Genomic DNA, 17,240 nt, shown 5'->3' with positions numbered 1-17,240 from the left:
AATCGCCTCCAACTTTTATGTATGTTTATACATTTATATAAAACTTTATACACGAATAGTAACATGGAATAAAAATAAACGCAACTGTATTTATATAAAATTTTAGACTTTTTCACCATGTCTGAAAACTACTACTTCAAGATGTTTCAGAATACTCGTTTAAGTCGCTTTTTTCTAAAATTTGTCCGTTCATGCTTAATTTAGCCTAGCATACCCATTAGGTTAATTTTACATTTTTTCAATAAAAATACCCTTTCCCTGTAAATACTCATAGTAAAATGAGTCCTCTCCCATTATATAGACCCGATCACAGTAGGTCGTAATTTCCTCCATATCATGAGACGTGTAAAGAATCATTTTTTGGTGCTCCTTTGCTTGCTGCATAAGGAAGCGCACAATTTCCGTTTTGGATTTTAAATCAATGCCTACTGTCGGCTCATCTAATATAAGGAGCTGTGGATCATCAATAAGGCTTAATGCAATATTGAGCTTGCGTTTCATGCCGCCGGATAATGCACTTACTTGTTTATCCCATTCATGCAATTGCATATTTAAACAAATTGCGCGGCATTGCTCCTCGGATAATTTTGTCCAGCTGAGCTTGGCAAAAAACAGCATATTTTCCCGAACTGTCATATGCTCCCACAATGCGACCTCTTGTGGAACAAAGCCGATTTGACGACGTATAACCTTTAAATTGTCTTTATAGGAAAGTGAATTTAGCATTAACTCGCCGGAATTTGCGCTCATTGCTGTTGCAACAATCTGCAAAAGAGTTGATTTCCCTGCGCCATTTTGTCCGACAAGCCCCACTACTTCACCGCGCGAAATATGCATCGAAACATTTTGTAAAATTTCATGACTCCGATAACTTTTTGAAATATTTTTCACTTCAAGCAAAACGGCTCGACTCCTTTCGATACACATAAATGCATAATAGCACTATGAAAAAACTCCAACTGAGCGAAACATCCCATTGTAATAATGCATAAACAGGGCTCAACTCGCTCAAGATTGGCCATTTCACAACAAGTGATTCTATTGGGATGAATGCACCACCAAGAAATGCGAGTAGTAACGTAAGTATAGGTGTGATGAAATAATAGCCCAGCGTATTTTTCATATGTACTGCGACAAATAGAGCCAGTGCAACACAACTTAATCGAAAAACGACAATCGCTAAAAATTCAGACCATACAAATTGCGTTTCTAATAATTGATATGTCAAAAAATCCATACCTAGCATAATCAAGAAATAGACACCTAATGTACTGAAAAAAAAAGTGATATAAGATATTTTTGTTTGTAACCAGCGCACGACGACCGGATGATTGGATTCTTTTATGATCCAATCCAATAAATAAAAGGTTGAAATGAGCGTAAAAAAGGCCCAAATGCCCCACGGAGTCAGTAAAACATCTTTTTCAGTAGGGGTAGAAGATTTATTATAAAAGGAAAAATTAACAGTCAATAATTCATAGCGTTCTTCACGCTGTTGACCTTCCACCACGATTTCATCAAACGACCAGTGAATATCACTATTATATTTGTTGAGTAAATTTTTCACTTCATGAGCTGCTTTTGCTTGCGTCGCTTTGCGCTGTGCAAGAGAACTAATATTTTCTTTTACCGCAAAGTAAAAATACGACCGGTTCGTTGAATAAGCATCAATTAAATAATTTCGTTTATTATTTCGCAATTGTTTTTCAAAATTGCGCTTGACAATAAATACGCTATCCATCTGATTTTTTTCTAATGCGTACAGCGCTTTTTGCTTGCTCATTACCTGAATGTTTAAAGGGTCGATTAGCTGTAGCTCCTGAATAAATGCTTTTGACAGCTCACTGTTGTCTTCATCCACTATGGCGATTGGAATTTGCCCATCCTCGATAACATCAGTCATCCACTGGACGAGCACAATCGTTAAAACAAGTGGCATTACGAGCCAGATTAACGTAGAAAATGCCTGCTTTTTCAATAGCAGCATTCTTGTATATAGGAATATTTTCAACGCGCGAACCTCCCCTTTACATATAGGAGACTACTATAAACGATGAGTGCTAAGGCGAGCATAAACCCGCTTTTTGTATAGGATGCAAAGTTACGTTCTTCAAAAATAAGCTCCGTCAACCATTTCCAACTATCATACGTATAAAAATACGGGAACATTTGTTGTAAGCTATAGGGGAAATAAATCGTCGGAAAAACCGCCCCACTCACAGCAATGAGAAACGCGCATAAAAATAACGAGATGAGTAGCTTCACTTTATCAGAATGGAAAACAACATCAAAAATGGCGCATAAGACGAGCGTAAGCAATATGAGCAAGCTGACAAATAAGAAGATTCTCATGTAATCAAGTGCAAAATAATTTATATCTAATTGTGAAAGTCCGATAACAAAAAGGATACTTGAGATAATGAGCACCGTCATAAATGTCGTGAAAATACGCGCGACATGCTCCTGCCAAAATGCAACACCAAACAACTTCAGACGTACTTGTAAGCTTTTTGATGTTTGCTTCGATAAAAATACGAATAGCAAAATCGACCAAATGATTGTTAAACAAAATAAAATGGCGAATGAATAATAATGCAATGGATTTTCAAATGGCAGCAATACCCATTCATGTTCGCGTAAAATTTTGCTTTTCCCCATTGTATAAAATGTAAAATCCATTAATAGCTCCAGTTTTAAGCTTTCCAACTCTTCCGGTGAAATCGATGTCTCTTGCGCATAATGATACACCGTCAAAATATTCGCCTGCGCAGATGCAATATAACGGGCAATGGTTTCTACGAGTTCATTGACCACCAAGCTTTGCGTTTTTTCCTGTGGATTGCCGAGCACGTTAAGCTTTACAGAAGTCCCTTCATATAAATCTGCGGCGAAATTCATTGGGAAAATAATCGCGGCGGTACTTTCATTTTGTTTCATCCTCGCTTCGGCTTCTTCCATTGAAAGGAGTTCGGCATGTACATATGTATTTTCTTTCAAAACCGTCACAATCAGTTGTGTCAAAAGCTGACTCTCATTTGAAGAATCTTCATTGACAATGGCAATCGACATTTTTTGTTGTTCGCTATGCGCAAATAGTGATGTCATGGCCACAAAGGAAAGTGCGATAAATATCAATGGAAACACGAAAAGAAGAAGCAGTTTCCACCACTTCTTCTTCATTTGTTTCAAGTATTGATGTGTGAAAAATACAAGGTTTTTCATCGTCATCACCTGATTTCGTTAATTGAAAAGATTATCAAATTCCATAAATTTTACAGTGAACCACTTTTCTGCTTGCCCATATAATGTTTCATTAATATACTGATCGAAAGCTTCTTGGTCCATTTCACCAATATTGATTACGTTTTCGCCCGCATCAAATTTCACTTCTTTAATCACTTTTGCCGTTTGATTGATATTTAAGCCTAATAGCTCGCTCTCATCCATCGAAATGGCAAACTGATGATCCCCTTTCATTTGATCCTTTTCATGTGTTGCTTCCCCTGACCAATCCATCGCGTAGATTGAATAACCATCTTCAAACGAAATTGTTCTTGAAAACGTACGTGTATCGCCTTTTAGTGATTCATCACCTTTATATTGTAGGAATGACTCATCACCATCAACTTTCACAGTGATTGTATCTAACGCTTTTTGGTCTTTCCAAGATAGATCGCCTGAAATACTTACTTTATCTGTTTTATCGCCAATCTCATATTCAAAAATTTGTTTTGCATCATCTATTGATTGTTTGCCATCAATAACGATTGTTTCCTCTTCAACTTTCATTTCAAAATGACGTTGAACAATTAAATCTTTTTGATGCCAAATTTCCGAAGTTAAACCATTTGGAATGCTTGAATCTTTAATTCCTTGAATCATTTCATCAATAGCCGTATCCATCTCTTTTGAGAAATCAATATCTAATGTTGTCATGGCCATTCCTGTACTTTGCTCATATAATCCTTTAATTAGTTCCTCTAATTTGTCATCCTTTTTCGCTTTTTCCAGTACATTAACGAAAAGATCTTTCACTTGTTGCTCCGTCAATTTCATTGTAACCTTTTCACCAGTTAGCTTTTTCTCACCAATTTTTACTTCTTCCTTATTGCCTACTGTAAAGGCTTCTTCAGGAAGCTCCTCATAGAAATACTTCAAATATTCCGTTTTCAAATACTCCGCCATTTCATCTGAGTATAATGTATTTTTGCCTGTCATTTGATCAAGCCCTAATGTTTCGGTACCTTCATAGCTTGGATCCACCATACGCATCACTTTTCCGAAATCTTTGTCATTCAATTGAATTGTGTCTTTTAAAAATGGAACGGACATTAATAATTTTTCAGCCGTTAAGTACATGATAAAATCGTTAAATTCAACATCCATCACTTTTGCATCCAGATTTGCAATTATTTCGCCTTTTTTCATATCCGATTGAGTCGTAAGTTTTATTGAAGAATTTTCAATAATATCAAGCATTTGTGGATCTAAAAATGCCATCATACTTTCCCCTGGGCTTGCGGAAACATCCATCACGTATTCTGTCTTGTCATTTTTCGACTTATCATACCATTCATATTCATTTGCATACTTCTCCTGGAAAAGCTCGATTGATTTTTCCATTGTTTTTGTTTCTGCAAGGAAATATTGTTGCTTACCCGATTTGTTAAAGATGAAAAAGGCTGTTGCTCCTCCACCAATTGCAAGCATTGCCACAATAATTCCGATCATAACGCTTTTTTTCATTTCGTCATTTACCTTCTCTCATTAAATTTATTCGTATTACTCTTGCCCAAGAACATCACTTTTGTAAACATCAAGTGGAAGATTACGAGATTTACAATGACACCTATTCAATAGAGCTCATTTTTGATTCATAAGTAAGTTACTACATCATGTATACTATGTATCCTATTAATGATTTGATTTTAAAAAATAATCTGATTGTTGAATTGCCTATTATTTTTTATTGAAAAAACCACTACCGAAAAATTCCACAACTTTTGGTGCGACCGCATACATTTTACTTGTGATTCCTAATATGCGCGGTAAATTGACTTCTCGTGGCTTCGTTTCAATTGCTTTAACGACTTCACTAGCCACTTTACTTGGCTGAATTAGAAACTTACTAATGGCATCTCGATAAGCGTTTGTCGCATCCGCATTTTGTAAAAATGGCGTATCAATTGGCCCTGGGTAAATGCCTGTAACAGCAATCTTATATTCAGCAAGCTCCAAGCGTAATCCATTGACGAACCCGGTAATGGCGTGCTTACTTGCTGCATAAACACTTGCTTTTTTTGTTGCCACTTTTCCTGCTTGTGATCCGATGAAAATAAAATGCCCACTATTTCGCTCCATCATCTGAGCAGATAAACGTTTTGCTAAATAAATGGGAGCTTTTACATTAAGCTCTAGCATTTGATCTACTTCTTCATCCAACAAATCAAACGCGCTCGCAAAATAGCCGATTCCTGCATTTAAAATAGCGACATCAATTGCCGGTAATAAGGCAACGACACGGTCAATATCCACCACATTTCGTAAGTCTGCTTGAATTGCCACCGCCCCTAGATGTTCCAACGATTTTAGTGCACTCTGATTGCGACCTGTTGCAAAAACGGTATGACCTTGTGCAATCAATTGCTTCGTCATTTCTAGCCCAATTCCACTTGTTGCCCCTGTAATAAAGATTGTTTTTTTCACGTATCCACCACCTATTGTTTCACAACTTCTATTTTATCGAACTTCACTTTTACTTAACAGAGTAAATTTCTATTGATATATAGACAATTTCCTAATTTTTAGCAAATATACACAATTTAGGTATAATATTTTTAGCTAATGTACCTATACGCTATTATAATAAGAAGATTATCATTTTATTTATTAAAAAAACTAGTAAACAATTATCCGTTTACTAGTTTCTCGTTATGCCAAATAAATTGGCGAGCGCATCTTTTGTTGTTATGACATCGGCCAATGTGTAAGAATCTAACACCGCAATATAGGCTTTTAACGCTTCATTCAATGCACCTTTAAGCTGACATTCTGCCGAGATTTTACATAAGTTACTTTCTGGATTGAAGCATTCCACGAGATGAAAGTCCTCTTCCGTTTTTCTTACGACCCCGCCAATGTTTATTTCTTCAGGAGCCATTGCTAATCGAATCCCGCCACCGCGTCCGCGAATCGTTTCAATGTAGCCAAGCTGCCCTAAATCATACGTTACCTTCATTAAATGGTTTTTTGAAATTTGATAGGCATCTGCAATTTCTTGAATCGTCGCTAAATGCTCTTGACCTCGCACGCCTAAATACATAAGCGTACGTAAAGAATAATCCGTATAAACTGTTAAGCGCACGTGTTCCACCAACTTTCTATGTATTAGTATAACATTTCCTTCCGAAAGTTCGACTACAATCGCTTAATTTAAAAAAGTATTTTATATATAAGTTTGTGTCTATTTTGTTAAACATGTATTTCCCATACATGTTTGTGTCTGTTTTGTTAAAGATGTATTTTATATATTGCTTTGAATTATAATTAGTCGTATATTGATTGCGAAGGGACGTGTTCAAACATGTTAACAAAACAAACAATTGAAACGATTAAAGCCACTGTTCCGGTATTGGAAGTACACGGAGTAGCCATTACAAAAACTTTTTACTCGAACTTATTTAATGATAATCCTGCGTTACTAAACATTTTTAATCACACGAACCAAAAGAAGGATCGCCAACAAACAGCTTTAGCAAATACTGTTTATGCAGCGGCCGTACACATTGAAAATTTAGAAGCAATCGTGCCTGCTGTCGTTCAAATTGCGCACAAACACCGTAGTTTAGGTATTTTACCTGAGCATTATCCAATTGTCGGAAAATATTTATTAGCTGCCATTAAAGAAGTATTAGGTGACGCAGCGACAGATGAAATTATTGATGCATGGGCACAAGCTTACGGAGTTATTGCGGACGTATTTATTTCTGTTGAAGAAGATTTATACAAAGCAACTGAAAATGTAGGCGGCTGGCGTTTATTTAAAGCGTTTACAATAGCTAAAAAAGTAGATGAAAGCGAATCTGTTACATCATTTTATTTACGGCCTGCTGACGGTGTAATACTTCCTGCTTTCACAGCTGGTCAATATATTAGCATCCGCGTACAAGTACCAGGTGAAGAGTTCTTAATGAACCGCCAATATACAATTACAGAGGGCACAGAAGAGTATTACCGTATTTCTGTAAAACGTGAAGATGATAATAATCCAAATGGTGTTGTATCGAACTTCTTACATGCATCTGAAGTTGGTTTAGGTATAGAAGTGAGTGCTCCAGCGGGTGTGTTCACATTAGTGGAAAATGATAACTCTGTATTATTTATCAGTGGTGGTGTAGGTGTAACCCCATTACAAAGTATGTTAAATACAATGCAAGGTCGCAAAGCTTCGTTCATTCAATGTGCACGTAACGAAAACGTAGCTGCGTTTAAAGAAACAATCGAGGAAAAAATTGCACAGTTAGATGGTATGTATAAAGCAATTTATAGCGATACGGAAGGCTATGTTACAAAAGCAATAATTGAGCCATTCTTAACTTCGGATTCTGAAGTTTATGTATGTGGTCCTTCACCATTCATGGAAGCCGTTATCGAGCAATTAGTTGCACTTGGTGTTGCCTCTGAAAAAATCCATTATGAATTTTTCGGACCAGCAATGGCATTACAAATTCCAACAACAGCTTAATTTAAGTTGTTTAAATTATAAAAACGTATTCATCAAAAGCGAATACGTTTTTATTTTGGAAATTCAGTTATATTCTCTCATTAGAATGAATCGAAAGCTTTTTTTCGCAAATCATCTATTCCTAGAACTTTTGAATAAATATTGACATCATAGGCATTATTATTTTGATACATATAGTTTTTCAGCAGTCCTTCTTTTTCAAACCCTTGTTTCATCAACAACTGATTTGACGCTTCATTTTCTAGAAAAACTACCGCCCCTATACGCGTCAGCCTCATTTCCTGAAAACCGTATTCGACTATTTTCTTTAATGCTTCCGATGTGTAGCCTGTTCTCCAAAAATCAGGATGAACCTCATAGCCAACCTCTGCCCGCCTATGTGCAGGTGACCATAAGTTAAAGCCAATTGTCCCGATAATTCCGGGTGTTCCTTTTCTTTCAATCCCCCAACGGATTCCCTTTTTTTCTTTTAAACCGATTGCAAATGCCTCAATTAACTTTTCAGCTTGTTCCAACTTTTCAAACGTCTTCATTCCGTAGTATTTTGTTACTTCATCGTCTGAAAAAATTTTAAAAAGATACTCTGCATCTTGAAGTTCAATTTCTCTTAAAATCAATCGTTCTGTTTGTAAATTCGGAAACATGATCCCGCCCCCCTTTCGACATGTGAACATTTACTATTTTATACCATTTCGTCTTTGGTAGGTAGTTTGCAATAAAATTTCTTTACTATCAAGCTTGGTTAATTGATCAATACTCACCTGTCCAGATTGAGTATTCCATTTTTGTGAATGAACGAGTAGTTTCAACCAGCCTACTATTTAAATAAGGCGAAAACCTTTCAAATTACAGGTTTTCGCCTTTTTTTATAATGCAACTGGTTCAGAAACGAATTATTTGTTCTTTCTTTTCTTTATAAAAAAAGCAACCAATACAATAGTGAATAGTGCTGCTGAAAAAACAATTAAGCCCCACCTTTTTAATTCATCTTCGTTACTATCGACATTCTGTAGAGTAATAATTTCTCTATCAACCAAAAATTCATCTGCTATTTTCGTGTCGTTTGTTGTAGGAGAACAAAGTGGATTTACCCAATTTTCCCCTTCTTTATTGAGAAAATATAAATACTCGGAGTTTAGCTGACTTTTTCCCCATGTACGATCTTCTTTTACTTTGATGATGTTTTTATCTACACCTTTAAAACTTTTTTGAACTTTTATTGTTAAAACTTTTCCTCCAATTTTTTTTTTGATTTTTTCTACCTCGCCAATTATAACAGCATCATATTCATCGTAAGCAATATTTGGTGGAGAAGGCTCTACACATTTCAATGCAAGGCTTTGTTTTGGCATTATAAATAGAGAGATTAATAACATGGCAATCATTATTTTTTTCATATGAATGTGAACTCTCCTTTTTATCTGTAGCTGTTCATAATTACTAACATGCTACATTATGTATAAATCCATTCATTTGTATACTTCCACATTCATATAAGTCTACGTGTAAAACAGTAAATGGGTATCTAAAGTGATCCTTGCTGATTCAATCAATTACATCCATTGATCCGCCCAGTTCTCCACTGTTCGAAGGGCTAGACCTAAGTCATAGCCTTTTGTAGTTAAAGAATACTCTGTACGTACAGGGCGATCTGCTATGACATTTCGCAGTACAACGTCGCTCTCCTCCAGCTCTTTCATTCTCTCCGTTAGCATCCGCTTACTTAGCTCTGGAATGGTAGCGTTTATTTCACTAAATCTTTTTGGCCCTTTCATTAATGAATGGATGATGAAACACATCCATTTCTTTCCTATCAATTGATAAGCCGCTTCGACTTTATTGCAAACCTTAGTTTCATGATATTGACTAATCAAAACTAACCTCTCCTTTTAAAGTGCACTTATAGTAACCAAGGAATTAATTGTCCATTTAATATTATCATAAAATTCTATTAATTAGGGGCTGAATTAATTGATTAATCAATAAAAATACATATTATTGACACATTTAATTAATCGGTCTATTATAGTTATATATGTAACTCAAACACCGATAGTTTAATATTAAATAGTTTAAAGTTAAACGGTTTAATTGGTGACTACTTTGCCATGGTATCATAGCATTTCTCTAACTTTACGAATGTCATTTTACATGGTCATAAAAACATTGAGTTTACAAGAAATAACTCTAAAATTCTATAAGGATTTTTTAGATATCAATATAAAATGCATACTAAGGAGGGAAAAAAGCAATCTTAACAGCAAAGAAGTGGTATTTAATAATTGCTTTGAATACCATTTTGCACTAGCAATCGGAATTATATATAAATTAGCGAAAAGAGGATTATATTATGAGTAAACAAAAGAAAAAAATCCACTATGCTTGGTGGTTATTAATAGGCTTATCTATCATGGTAGCTGTTGGTAAAAATGGTATTTCAACTGCAGGTGGATTATATCTAACACCCGTTACTCAAGACTTAGGCATCGGAATGGGTAGCCTAACATTGTACTTTAGTATTGCCTCCATTGTCACAATGATTTTCTTACCAATTGCTGGTAAATTAATGGCAAAATATGATATTAGATTAATATTAATCGTTTCTATTATCTTAATGGCTGGTTCATTCGCAATGTTCGGGTTTATGAGTTCAGTTTGGGGCTGGTATTTATTCAGTATTCCAATGGCAATTGGTTCAATTTTCATCACACAAATGGCAGGTCCTGTTTTAATCAATAACTGGTTTAAAAAACATAATGGTTTAGCAATCGGCATCATGGTTGCAATCGGTGGTGTATTTGGTGCAATCATTCAACCAACAGTAGGTAATTTAATTGCTACACAAGGTTGGAGATTTACGTATATTGCTTCAGGTATTGTTGTAGCGGCTATTATCGTTCCAATCGTTTTATTAATAATTCGTATGTCTCCTAAACAAAAAGGTTTACAACCATTAGGTATGGATGAAGTAGTAACAAATGAAAGTGCATCTGCTCAACAAGAAACAGCAAAAGGTGTTTCAGCTGCAGTAGCAAAAAAATCTAGCGCATTCTTTGCTCTATTAGGCTTCTTCTTCATCATCACTTCGATTGCTAGCTTTAGTCAACATCTTGCGCCATTCGCAATGGGCGTTGGCTACGATATCAAATTTGCAGGGACTGCACTAGGTGCAATGCAAATCGGTGTATTAGTTGGTGCATTATCTTTTGGTGTATTAAGCGATAAAATTGGTGCAAAAAACACAGCAATATTTGCAATGTTATTAGGTTTAGTTCCAGTTGGTATTTTTGTAACTGTTCCTGAAAACCAAACACTATTTATGGTAGCTATTGTTATTTTTGGTTTTATCGTTTCATCTCTTGGAACATTAGGTCCACTTTTAACAACAGCGCTATTTGGTAACAAAGATTACAGTCAAATCTATTCTACTGCCGCAATCGGTTTAGCAGTTGCTGGTATCGTAGCGTTACCGGGTTATGGTTATGTTTACGAATTTACTGGTAGCTATACATTTGTACTGTATGCACTTGCTATTATGTTACTTTTAAACGCAGTGTTAGTTCATTTAGCGTTTAAAGGGAAAAAGAAATTAGAAAAAGCTGGTCTGTGGAAATAATACGCTCCCTTTAGTATTAAGCATATAAATCACAAAAAAATACCCGCTCTCCTTCAATTGCGAGAGCGGGCATTTTTTAATTCAGCAACAATTTTCATGAATTAAATATTATTCTTTTTCAATGTGATCTCGCTAGATAAGACGGAAAGACCATGTATATCGTACTCAACTTACATTCCTTTTTAATGAATTTCAAAGTTAATAACAATTTAACCTTAATTTATTTATCCATTATTTTTTTGTAATCAAATAAAATGAGCTTATCCGAAATTTTATGTTCCCCTACTTTTTTAAAGCCTAATTTCTCATAGAAATGATGATTTCTATTATTGAGATGTGGTGTGTCTAAACTCCATTCGACTGCATTGGGAAATTCAGCTTCAATTCGTTGCATTATATGCGTTCCCAATCCTTTATTTTGATAGGTATTTGCCAAAAAGATACGGTTTAAACGATATTTTGCCTCCTTCCCTTCACGTATATCGATCCCCCCAATAATTTGCTCGTCATACCAAATTGTATAATGTAAGAAGTTTTCAACTTTGTATAATAATCGTTCGGATGATTCATTAACTGGACTCGTTTCAAAATCTTGATATTTATTTAAATCATTTGCAAACGCTTCTTGTTGAATAAGTAATAGCTCCTCTACTTCTTCCTTGATTGTTGGTTTGATAGCTAATGCCATGAAATTCCTCCTTAAAATTGCTTGTATATGACACTTTTTCAAATGTTTCAACGGATTCAGGCAGATTCATCACAAATTGATATTCATATGGTAGCTTAGTATCCATTAGGATAAACTGAAGTACAAAAAGGACATTCTCTACATAACTTCTCCGGAATTGATTTTGCTCTAGTTGCAGGGATATTAATAAATATCTCTACTCCAAAAACGTTGTATTGCAATGGCATCGACAAACTTTTCTCCAAAATCATCATTACCAGTAGCCACTACAATACCAGGACCAATTTTTGCACTCGAAGCTTTTAAAAACGGAACGCCCGTTCGAGCAACACCAATTGGTTTATAGTGACGGAATGCTTGGTTGATATTAATTAGTATGTCTTGATTGAATTTGGCTTGATTGTCTGCCCTTACACCAACAACATATAGGGCATCAAACAAAACGGAGTCTGTTGTTAAATAAGTTTCAGTCGCCATTAATTTGACTCCATCCTTACTTTCAATTGCTCCTATTCGCTCAGCGATAATACTATATCTCACACCGTATTTTGAGAGCGTTTTGAACACATTATTTACCTCTATCGCATCGAACCCATTGCCAATAAGTACACCGACTTTAAGTGTTTGTGGCAGTTTTATTGTATTTGCTTGACTCAAGGCAGGAGAAGAAGCCGTAACGTTTGATTGTTCTCCAGTTGGTTTTTTCACTCCTACATTTTTAGCAATAATAGTAGCCATTTCTTTATCTACATGGACAAACATATCCACAACTTGTTGTCGAACAGATTGACTATTCACTTTCCCTACCTCGAAGCTAAAGGCATTGATGATATGCTGCTTTTCTGGTGGTGACATACTGTTCCAAAATAGCCTTGCTTGCGAGAAATGATCATCAAAGGATTTACTTCTTGCACGCGTAATATGACCTTCCACTTTTTCTTCATAATGAACAAACCCACCTTCAGCTGCAGTAGATGTCGATGGTGTATTATTCACAAGTGAGTTTTTATGATAGCTTACTCGCCCTACATTAATCGTCTGACGACTAAAGCCATTGCGCTGATTATTGTGAATTGGGCATACCGGTCGATTAATCGGAATTTCAGCAAAATTGGGTCCCCCTAAACGAAGAAGCTGTGTATCGATATAAGAAAATAAACGACCTTGTAACAGCGGATCATTTGTAAAATCAATGCCCGGTACAACATTACCAGGATGGAAAGCCACTTGTTCCGTTTCTGCAAAAACGTTGTCAACATTACGATTCAATGTCATCTTACCAATAATCTTTACAGGTACTATTTCCTCTGGCCAAATTTTCGTTGCATCTAAAATGTCAAAATCAAATTTAAACTCTTCTTCCTGCTCAAGCATTTGTATACCAAGCTCGTACTCTGGAAAATTACCCATTTCGATTGATTCCCATAAATCTCGTCGTTGAAAATCTGTATCTTTCCCTGCAATAATTTGCGCTTCATCCCACACAAGTGAATGAACGCCTAATACTGGTTTCCAATGAAACTTTACAAATCTAGACTTCCCTTTGTCATTTACAAAACGGAAAGTATGGACTCCGAAGCCTTCCATCATTCGGTAATTTTTGGGGATCGCCCTATCCGACATCAACCACATAACCATATGTGCACTTTCCTGATTATTCGCAACAAAATCCCAAAATGTATCATGTGCGGTAGCTGCTTGTGGCATCTCATTATTAGGCTCTGGCTTCGCGGCATGAATTAAATCTGGAAACTTCATCGCATCTTGTATGAAGAACACCGGGATGTTGTTTCCGACTAAATCATAATTGCCCTCCTCTGTATAAAACTTTACGGCAAATCCACGGACATCTCGTGCTGTATCCATCGAACCAGAACTCCCAACAACATTAGAAAATCGCAAAAATACAGGCGTTTTTGACCCTGCTTTCTGTAAAAATCCTGCTCTTGTATATTCTTTCATGGATTCATACAATACAAATTCACCGTGTGCCGCATAACCTCTTGCATGAACTACACGCTCTGGAATCCGCTCATGGTCAAAATGCGTCATCTTCTCCCGAAAATGAAAATCCTCCATTAATGTTGGACCTCGAACTCCTGCTTTTAAAGAATCCTCATCATTCGAAACTTTCACACCTTGATTTGTCGTCATCTTTTTCCCATCATTATTTACGCGAAACTGCTTAAGTTGCTGTTCCTTTGCATCATCATCTTTCCCTTGATTAGACCAAGATTTGTCCACGAAATCCCCTTTCTATACTTAACAATTTCTAAATCACATTTGTTCCATATACAATATATGTTTTGCGGATTAAAACATACTTGAGGAATTATTCAAAAACTTGATTAAAACTCAGTGCAATGTGACAATCATTCTCCTTTTAGGTACCACAGCCCGCGCGTGAGACCTTTACAAAAGTTTTCCCATCAAACCTTTTCTAGCTTCTAAATACACTTTATGATCACAATTTTCACAAGCAAATTTTCCATTCATATTCTTTTTATACAGTTGATATTTTGGACTTCCTTCCTCTACCAAGAACGCAGTTTTACAGCAAAAGCATATAACTTTATAAGTAATCATAAAACATCCCCCTTTTGTATTTGATCCATATTTCGAATTAAATGCCAGTATAAATAAAGCGCAAGTATCAGTGCGACGAGCGCAAAAAGAACCGCTACATGCTGCAAGGAATACCATTCCGCAAACATTCCTATTAACAATGTGAAGATAATTTGCGCAACACTTTGAAGTAAATTTAGGGAACTACCAAAACGTCCCATCAATGTTGGTGGAATTGTTTTTTGATAAATGGTCGCATAGCCCGAGTTGCTAAATGCCATGAAAAAGCCAAGCGCAATAAAGGTTATGATGGCGAAGATTAAGGTAGGTGATGCATAAAATAGCGTGTAGCTTAAGATCGTTAGGAGAAAACCTAAACCGATATATGTTTTTAACGATAGTTTATTTACGAACGCCGTTGCAGCGATTCCCCCAACAATGGCTCCTACACCTGCAACACTTACAACAATTCCGTACATTGTATCCGATGTTGCAAGTACATCTTTTAGAAAGGTCATTTCCTGTGAATCAAGTGCGAAAGCAATCATTAATGCGCTTGTGTAAACAGCCAAAAATTTAAATAGTGCTGGTCGGGATTTAATAAAAGCCCACACTTGTTGGAAATCGGTGCGTATCATCTGCAATGTAATCATTTGCCGTTTCTTTGCATCGTCTTCCTCAATTGTAGGTAATAAAGATATTGCCCACGCACATGCGAAAAATGTAAATCCGTTAACCCACATCGCAACACTTGTATTACTCACCGCAATAATCGCCCCAGCAAGTGCCGGTCCAATCATAAATGAGCCTGAACCAAGTGTGCTATTTAACGCATTGAATCGTTGTTTATCGTCATCCTTCACAAGCTTTGTAATAACATACGTGCTACTTGGACCAAAGAAGCTACTCGCGATATTCGCTAAAAATATGAGGACATATATAAGCCAAATGGATGTGATTAAGGGCATGATACAAACGATGATACCCCGCACAATATCACTAATTATCATCAATTTCTTTTTATTTTGTCGATCAATAATGGAGCCTGCAAAAAAACTACTTATTATACGAGCAACAGGACCGACGATATAAATTCCAGCAACTGCTGCCGGAGAATTGGTTAAATGCCATACCGATAAATTCAGCGCGATTAAGTAAATCCAATTTCCTAATGTAGAAAATCCAAGTGCCCCTAGCAATACACCGTATTTCTTGAAAAAAGCCATTCTTTTCCCCCCTTACCTACTCATACGTTGCCTTACTTTTTCACTTGCTTCCAAGGCCCGTTTATAGCAAACATTAGCCTGTTTATAAGCATGAAGTTGCTCATAAAAATTGCCCCATACCGGTGCATAATAGAGCACTAATGAATAATATTGTTGCTCGTCAAAGTATGGAAATATCCGTTCTTCTAGCTCTTTTAATGCTGGTATTGTCAATTCACCATGGCTTGCAAATTGCAGCAATTGTCGTTGGTAAATTTGATGTGTTACATGAAATTGATGTTCTGGATACTTTAATAACAGTGCATTGAGCTTTTCTAAATCACCTTGCTGATAGCAGGTACGCATCCAGTTGACGGCTGAAAGTAAATCTTCCTGATGCCTATTTGCTTTTTCATAATGGTGCATTGCTTGTGAAAATAACCCCTGGCACTCATAACAATAGGCAATATTATTATGTAAAGAACTCCACTGCAACGGATTTTGAATGGCTTCCACATTAGAAAGGATATCCAGGGCGGCATCAAATTCAATTTGCGCCTCTTGAAAACGATGCAGATCATTGTAAATAACGCCCTTCATTGAATACAGCTTCAATTGGAAAAGCGGTTTAAATTGATGTGAAAATAGCTTCGTTGCGTTTTCAATATGCACGAACGCTTGCTGAAACATATAGCATCGATGGGAAGCAAACGCTAAATGATAAGCATAATTGGCCTGCTCGAAAAGACTTGCCTTTAGCAAAAATTGCCCGCTATGCTGCGTCTTTTCCCTTTCGACCAGTTCCATAAATTGATGATTTGATAAATGGGCAAAAGCCGTAATAGATACGTACAATTGTGTAATTCGATCATTGCGCCATGTAATGAACGGTGCCATCGTTTGAATAAATTCATTGGCTTCATCGAGTACATTTTCGGCTAGTAAATAGCGTGTATAAATAAGCCCTGCAAAAATTGCAAGCTCCTGTTGGTATTGCTTTGTATGTATGTTCTTTACTTGCACAATTTCTTCATTAGAAAGTGCTTCATTTGATATTAATTTTTCATAAAGTTGTTCAAGAAATGCGATTTTTTTATTTCGTTCATTTTGTTCTTGCTGTAAATCAATACCTAAGCGTCTAAAAAGGAGCTCATACACTTTTGGCTCCGCAATAACAACACCATTTTCAATTCGGCTTAAATAAGATGGGGTACAAATACCGACAGCCACATCATCCTGTTTGAAATTTTGCTGCTGGCGATTATATTTGATTAATTGTCCCCACGCTTTTGCTTCGTCCCCTTGCATTCCGATACACCCCCTTCTTTATTTTACCAAATGTAGAAAGGAAATTATTGTGTATATTGTCTGAAAATTATAAAACTACTTGATTTATTCGCATGGAATTACACAAAATACTAA

At 36.1% G+C, this 17,240-nt stretch carries 16 protein-coding genes; 2 read left to right on the top strand and 14 right to left on the bottom strand.

Going from position 1 to position 17,240, the window contains the following annotated elements:
• Positions 1-228 precede the first annotated feature (228 nt).
• From CSE16_RS08550 to CSE16_RS08525, 6 genes are all read right to left on the bottom strand, one after another.
• Positions 229-891 carry an ABC transporter ATP-binding protein gene (locus CSE16_RS08550; protein WP_371514644.1) on the bottom strand — a complete coding sequence of 221 codons (663 nt, stop codon included), beginning with the start codon at positions 889-891 and terminating at the stop codon, positions 229-231.
• A 1-nt stretch (position 892) separates the two neighbouring features.
• Complete coding sequence (locus CSE16_RS08545; RefSeq protein ID WP_099423513.1) at positions 893-2,011, bottom strand: ABC transporter permease; 1,119 nt, start codon at positions 2,009-2,011, stop codon at positions 893-895.
• Positions 2,008-3,222: an ABC transporter permease gene (locus CSE16_RS08540; RefSeq protein WP_157764774.1), complete on the bottom strand. Its 1,215-nt coding sequence runs from the start codon at positions 3,220-3,222 to the stop codon at positions 2,008-2,010. Before CSE16_RS08540 ends, CSE16_RS08545 begins: the two co-directional genes overlap by 4 nt.
• An 18-nt stretch (positions 3,223-3,240) precedes the next feature.
• Positions 3,241-4,746, bottom strand: coding sequence for a DUF6583 family protein (locus CSE16_RS08535; protein ID WP_099423511.1), 1,506 nt, complete (start codon positions 4,744-4,746; stop codon positions 3,241-3,243).
• Between the two features lie 213 nt (positions 4,747-4,959).
• Positions 4,960-5,706 carry an SDR family NAD(P)-dependent oxidoreductase gene (locus CSE16_RS08530; RefSeq protein ID WP_099423510.1) on the bottom strand — a complete coding sequence of 249 codons (747 nt, stop codon included), beginning with the start codon at positions 5,704-5,706 and terminating at the stop codon, positions 4,960-4,962.
• 214 nt (positions 5,707-5,920) lie between these two features.
• On the bottom strand, positions 5,921-6,364 hold the full coding sequence (locus tag CSE16_RS08525) for an RrF2 family transcriptional regulator (protein WP_172954369.1): 444 nt from the start codon (positions 6,362-6,364) through the stop codon (positions 5,921-5,923).
• 219 nt (positions 6,365-6,583) lie between these two features.
• Between CSE16_RS08525 and hmpA the strand changes: the two genes are divergently transcribed.
• The gene (hmpA, locus tag CSE16_RS08520) at positions 6,584-7,744 is read left to right on the top strand and encodes an NO-inducible flavohemoprotein (protein ID WP_099423508.1); all 1,161 of its coding nucleotides are present in this window, start codon (positions 6,584-6,586) and stop codon (positions 7,742-7,744) included.
• An 80-nt stretch (positions 7,745-7,824) separates the two neighbouring features.
• On the opposite strand, the gene CSE16_RS08515 is transcribed toward hmpA, so the two are convergent.
• The 3 genes from CSE16_RS08515 to CSE16_RS08505 all read right to left on the bottom strand — a co-directional run bounded on the left by CSE16_RS08515 (position 7,825) and on the right by CSE16_RS08505 (position 9,618).
• A complete protein-coding gene (locus CSE16_RS08515) occupies positions 7,825-8,388 on the bottom strand; it encodes a GNAT family N-acetyltransferase (RefSeq protein ID WP_099423507.1) in 564 nt (187 codons plus the stop codon).
• A 249-nt stretch (positions 8,389-8,637) separates the two neighbouring features.
• Positions 8,638-9,141: a hypothetical protein gene (locus CSE16_RS08510; RefSeq protein WP_099423506.1), complete on the bottom strand. Its 504-nt coding sequence runs from the start codon at positions 9,139-9,141 to the stop codon at positions 8,638-8,640.
• 156 nt (positions 9,142-9,297) lie between these two features.
• Positions 9,298-9,618 carry a winged helix-turn-helix transcriptional regulator gene (locus tag CSE16_RS08505; protein ID WP_371514594.1) on the bottom strand — a complete coding sequence of 107 codons (321 nt, stop codon included), beginning with the start codon at positions 9,616-9,618 and terminating at the stop codon, positions 9,298-9,300.
• Positions 9,619-10,094: 476 nt separating this feature from the next.
• Between CSE16_RS08505 and CSE16_RS08500 the strand changes: the two genes are divergently transcribed.
• A complete protein-coding gene (locus tag CSE16_RS08500; protein WP_099423505.1) occupies positions 10,095-11,360 on the top strand; it encodes an MFS transporter in 1,266 nt (421 codons plus the stop codon).
• A gap of 220 nt (positions 11,361-11,580) precedes the next feature.
• Here the strand turns inward: CSE16_RS08500 and CSE16_RS08495 are convergent, their stop codons facing one another.
• The 5 genes from CSE16_RS08495 to CSE16_RS08480 all read right to left on the bottom strand — a co-directional run bounded on the left by CSE16_RS08495 (position 11,581) and on the right by CSE16_RS08480 (position 17,126).
• Entirely contained in the window at positions 11,581-12,048 is a 468-nt protein-coding gene (locus CSE16_RS08495) for a GNAT family N-acetyltransferase (protein ID WP_099423504.1), read from the bottom strand.
• Positions 12,049-12,231: 183 nt separating this feature from the next.
• Positions 12,232-14,292: a catalase gene (locus CSE16_RS08490; protein WP_099423503.1), complete on the bottom strand. Its 2,061-nt coding sequence runs from the start codon at positions 14,290-14,292 to the stop codon at positions 12,232-12,234.
• A 168-nt stretch (positions 14,293-14,460) separates the two neighbouring features.
• Positions 14,461-14,634, bottom strand: a complete 174-nt coding sequence (locus CSE16_RS21545; protein WP_172954368.1) for a hypothetical protein — start codon at positions 14,632-14,634, stop codon at positions 14,461-14,463.
• Positions 14,631-15,839 carry an MFS transporter gene (locus CSE16_RS08485; RefSeq protein WP_099423502.1) on the bottom strand — a complete coding sequence of 403 codons (1,209 nt, stop codon included), beginning with the start codon at positions 15,837-15,839 and terminating at the stop codon, positions 14,631-14,633. Before CSE16_RS08485 ends, CSE16_RS21545 begins: the two co-directional genes overlap by 4 nt.
• A gap of 12 nt (positions 15,840-15,851) precedes the next feature.
• A complete protein-coding gene (locus CSE16_RS08480; protein WP_099423501.1) occupies positions 15,852-17,126 on the bottom strand; it encodes a helix-turn-helix domain-containing protein in 1,275 nt (424 codons plus the stop codon).
• Between the last annotated feature and the right edge of the window lie 114 nt (positions 17,127-17,240).

Source organism: Solibacillus sp. R5-41, assembly GCF_002736105.1.
In the GTDB taxonomy this organism is placed as follows: Bacteria; Bacillota; Bacilli; order Bacillales_A; family Planococcaceae; genus Solibacillus.
The sequence above is the reverse complement of the archived record's forward strand: the minus strand, read 5'-3'. Positions and strand labels throughout refer to the sequence as shown.

Coding starts and splice junctions, on each gene's coding strand:
- hmpA (WP_099423508.1), top strand. CDS start 6,584: ATGTTAACAAAACAAACAATTGAAACGATTAAAGCCACTGTTCCGGTA.
- CSE16_RS08485 (WP_099423502.1), bottom strand. CDS start 15,839: ATGGCTTTTTTCAAGAAATACGGTGTATTGCTAGGGGCACTTGGATTT.
- CSE16_RS08535 (WP_099423511.1), bottom strand. CDS start 4,746: ATGAAAAAAAGCGTTATGATCGGAATTATTGTGGCAATGCTTGCAATT.
- CSE16_RS21545 (WP_172954368.1), bottom strand. CDS start 14,634: ATGATTACTTATAAAGTTATATGCTTTTGCTGTAAAACTGCGTTCTTG.
- CSE16_RS08515 (WP_099423507.1), bottom strand. CDS start 8,388: ATGTTTCCGAATTTACAAACAGAACGATTGATTTTAAGAGAAATTGAA.
- CSE16_RS08480 (WP_099423501.1), bottom strand. CDS start 17,126: ATGCAAGGGGACGAAGCAAAAGCGTGGGGACAATTAATCAAATATAAT.
- CSE16_RS08500 (WP_099423505.1), top strand. CDS start 10,095: ATGAGTAAACAAAAGAAAAAAATCCACTATGCTTGGTGGTTATTAATA.
- CSE16_RS08495 (WP_099423504.1), bottom strand. CDS start 12,048: ATGGCATTAGCTATCAAACCAACAATCAAGGAAGAAGTAGAGGAGCTA.
- CSE16_RS08540 (WP_157764774.1), bottom strand. CDS start 3,222: ATGAAAAACCTTGTATTTTTCACACATCAATACTTGAAACAAATGAAG.
- CSE16_RS08510 (WP_099423506.1), bottom strand. CDS start 9,141: ATGAAAAAAATAATGATTGCCATGTTATTAATCTCTCTATTTATAATG.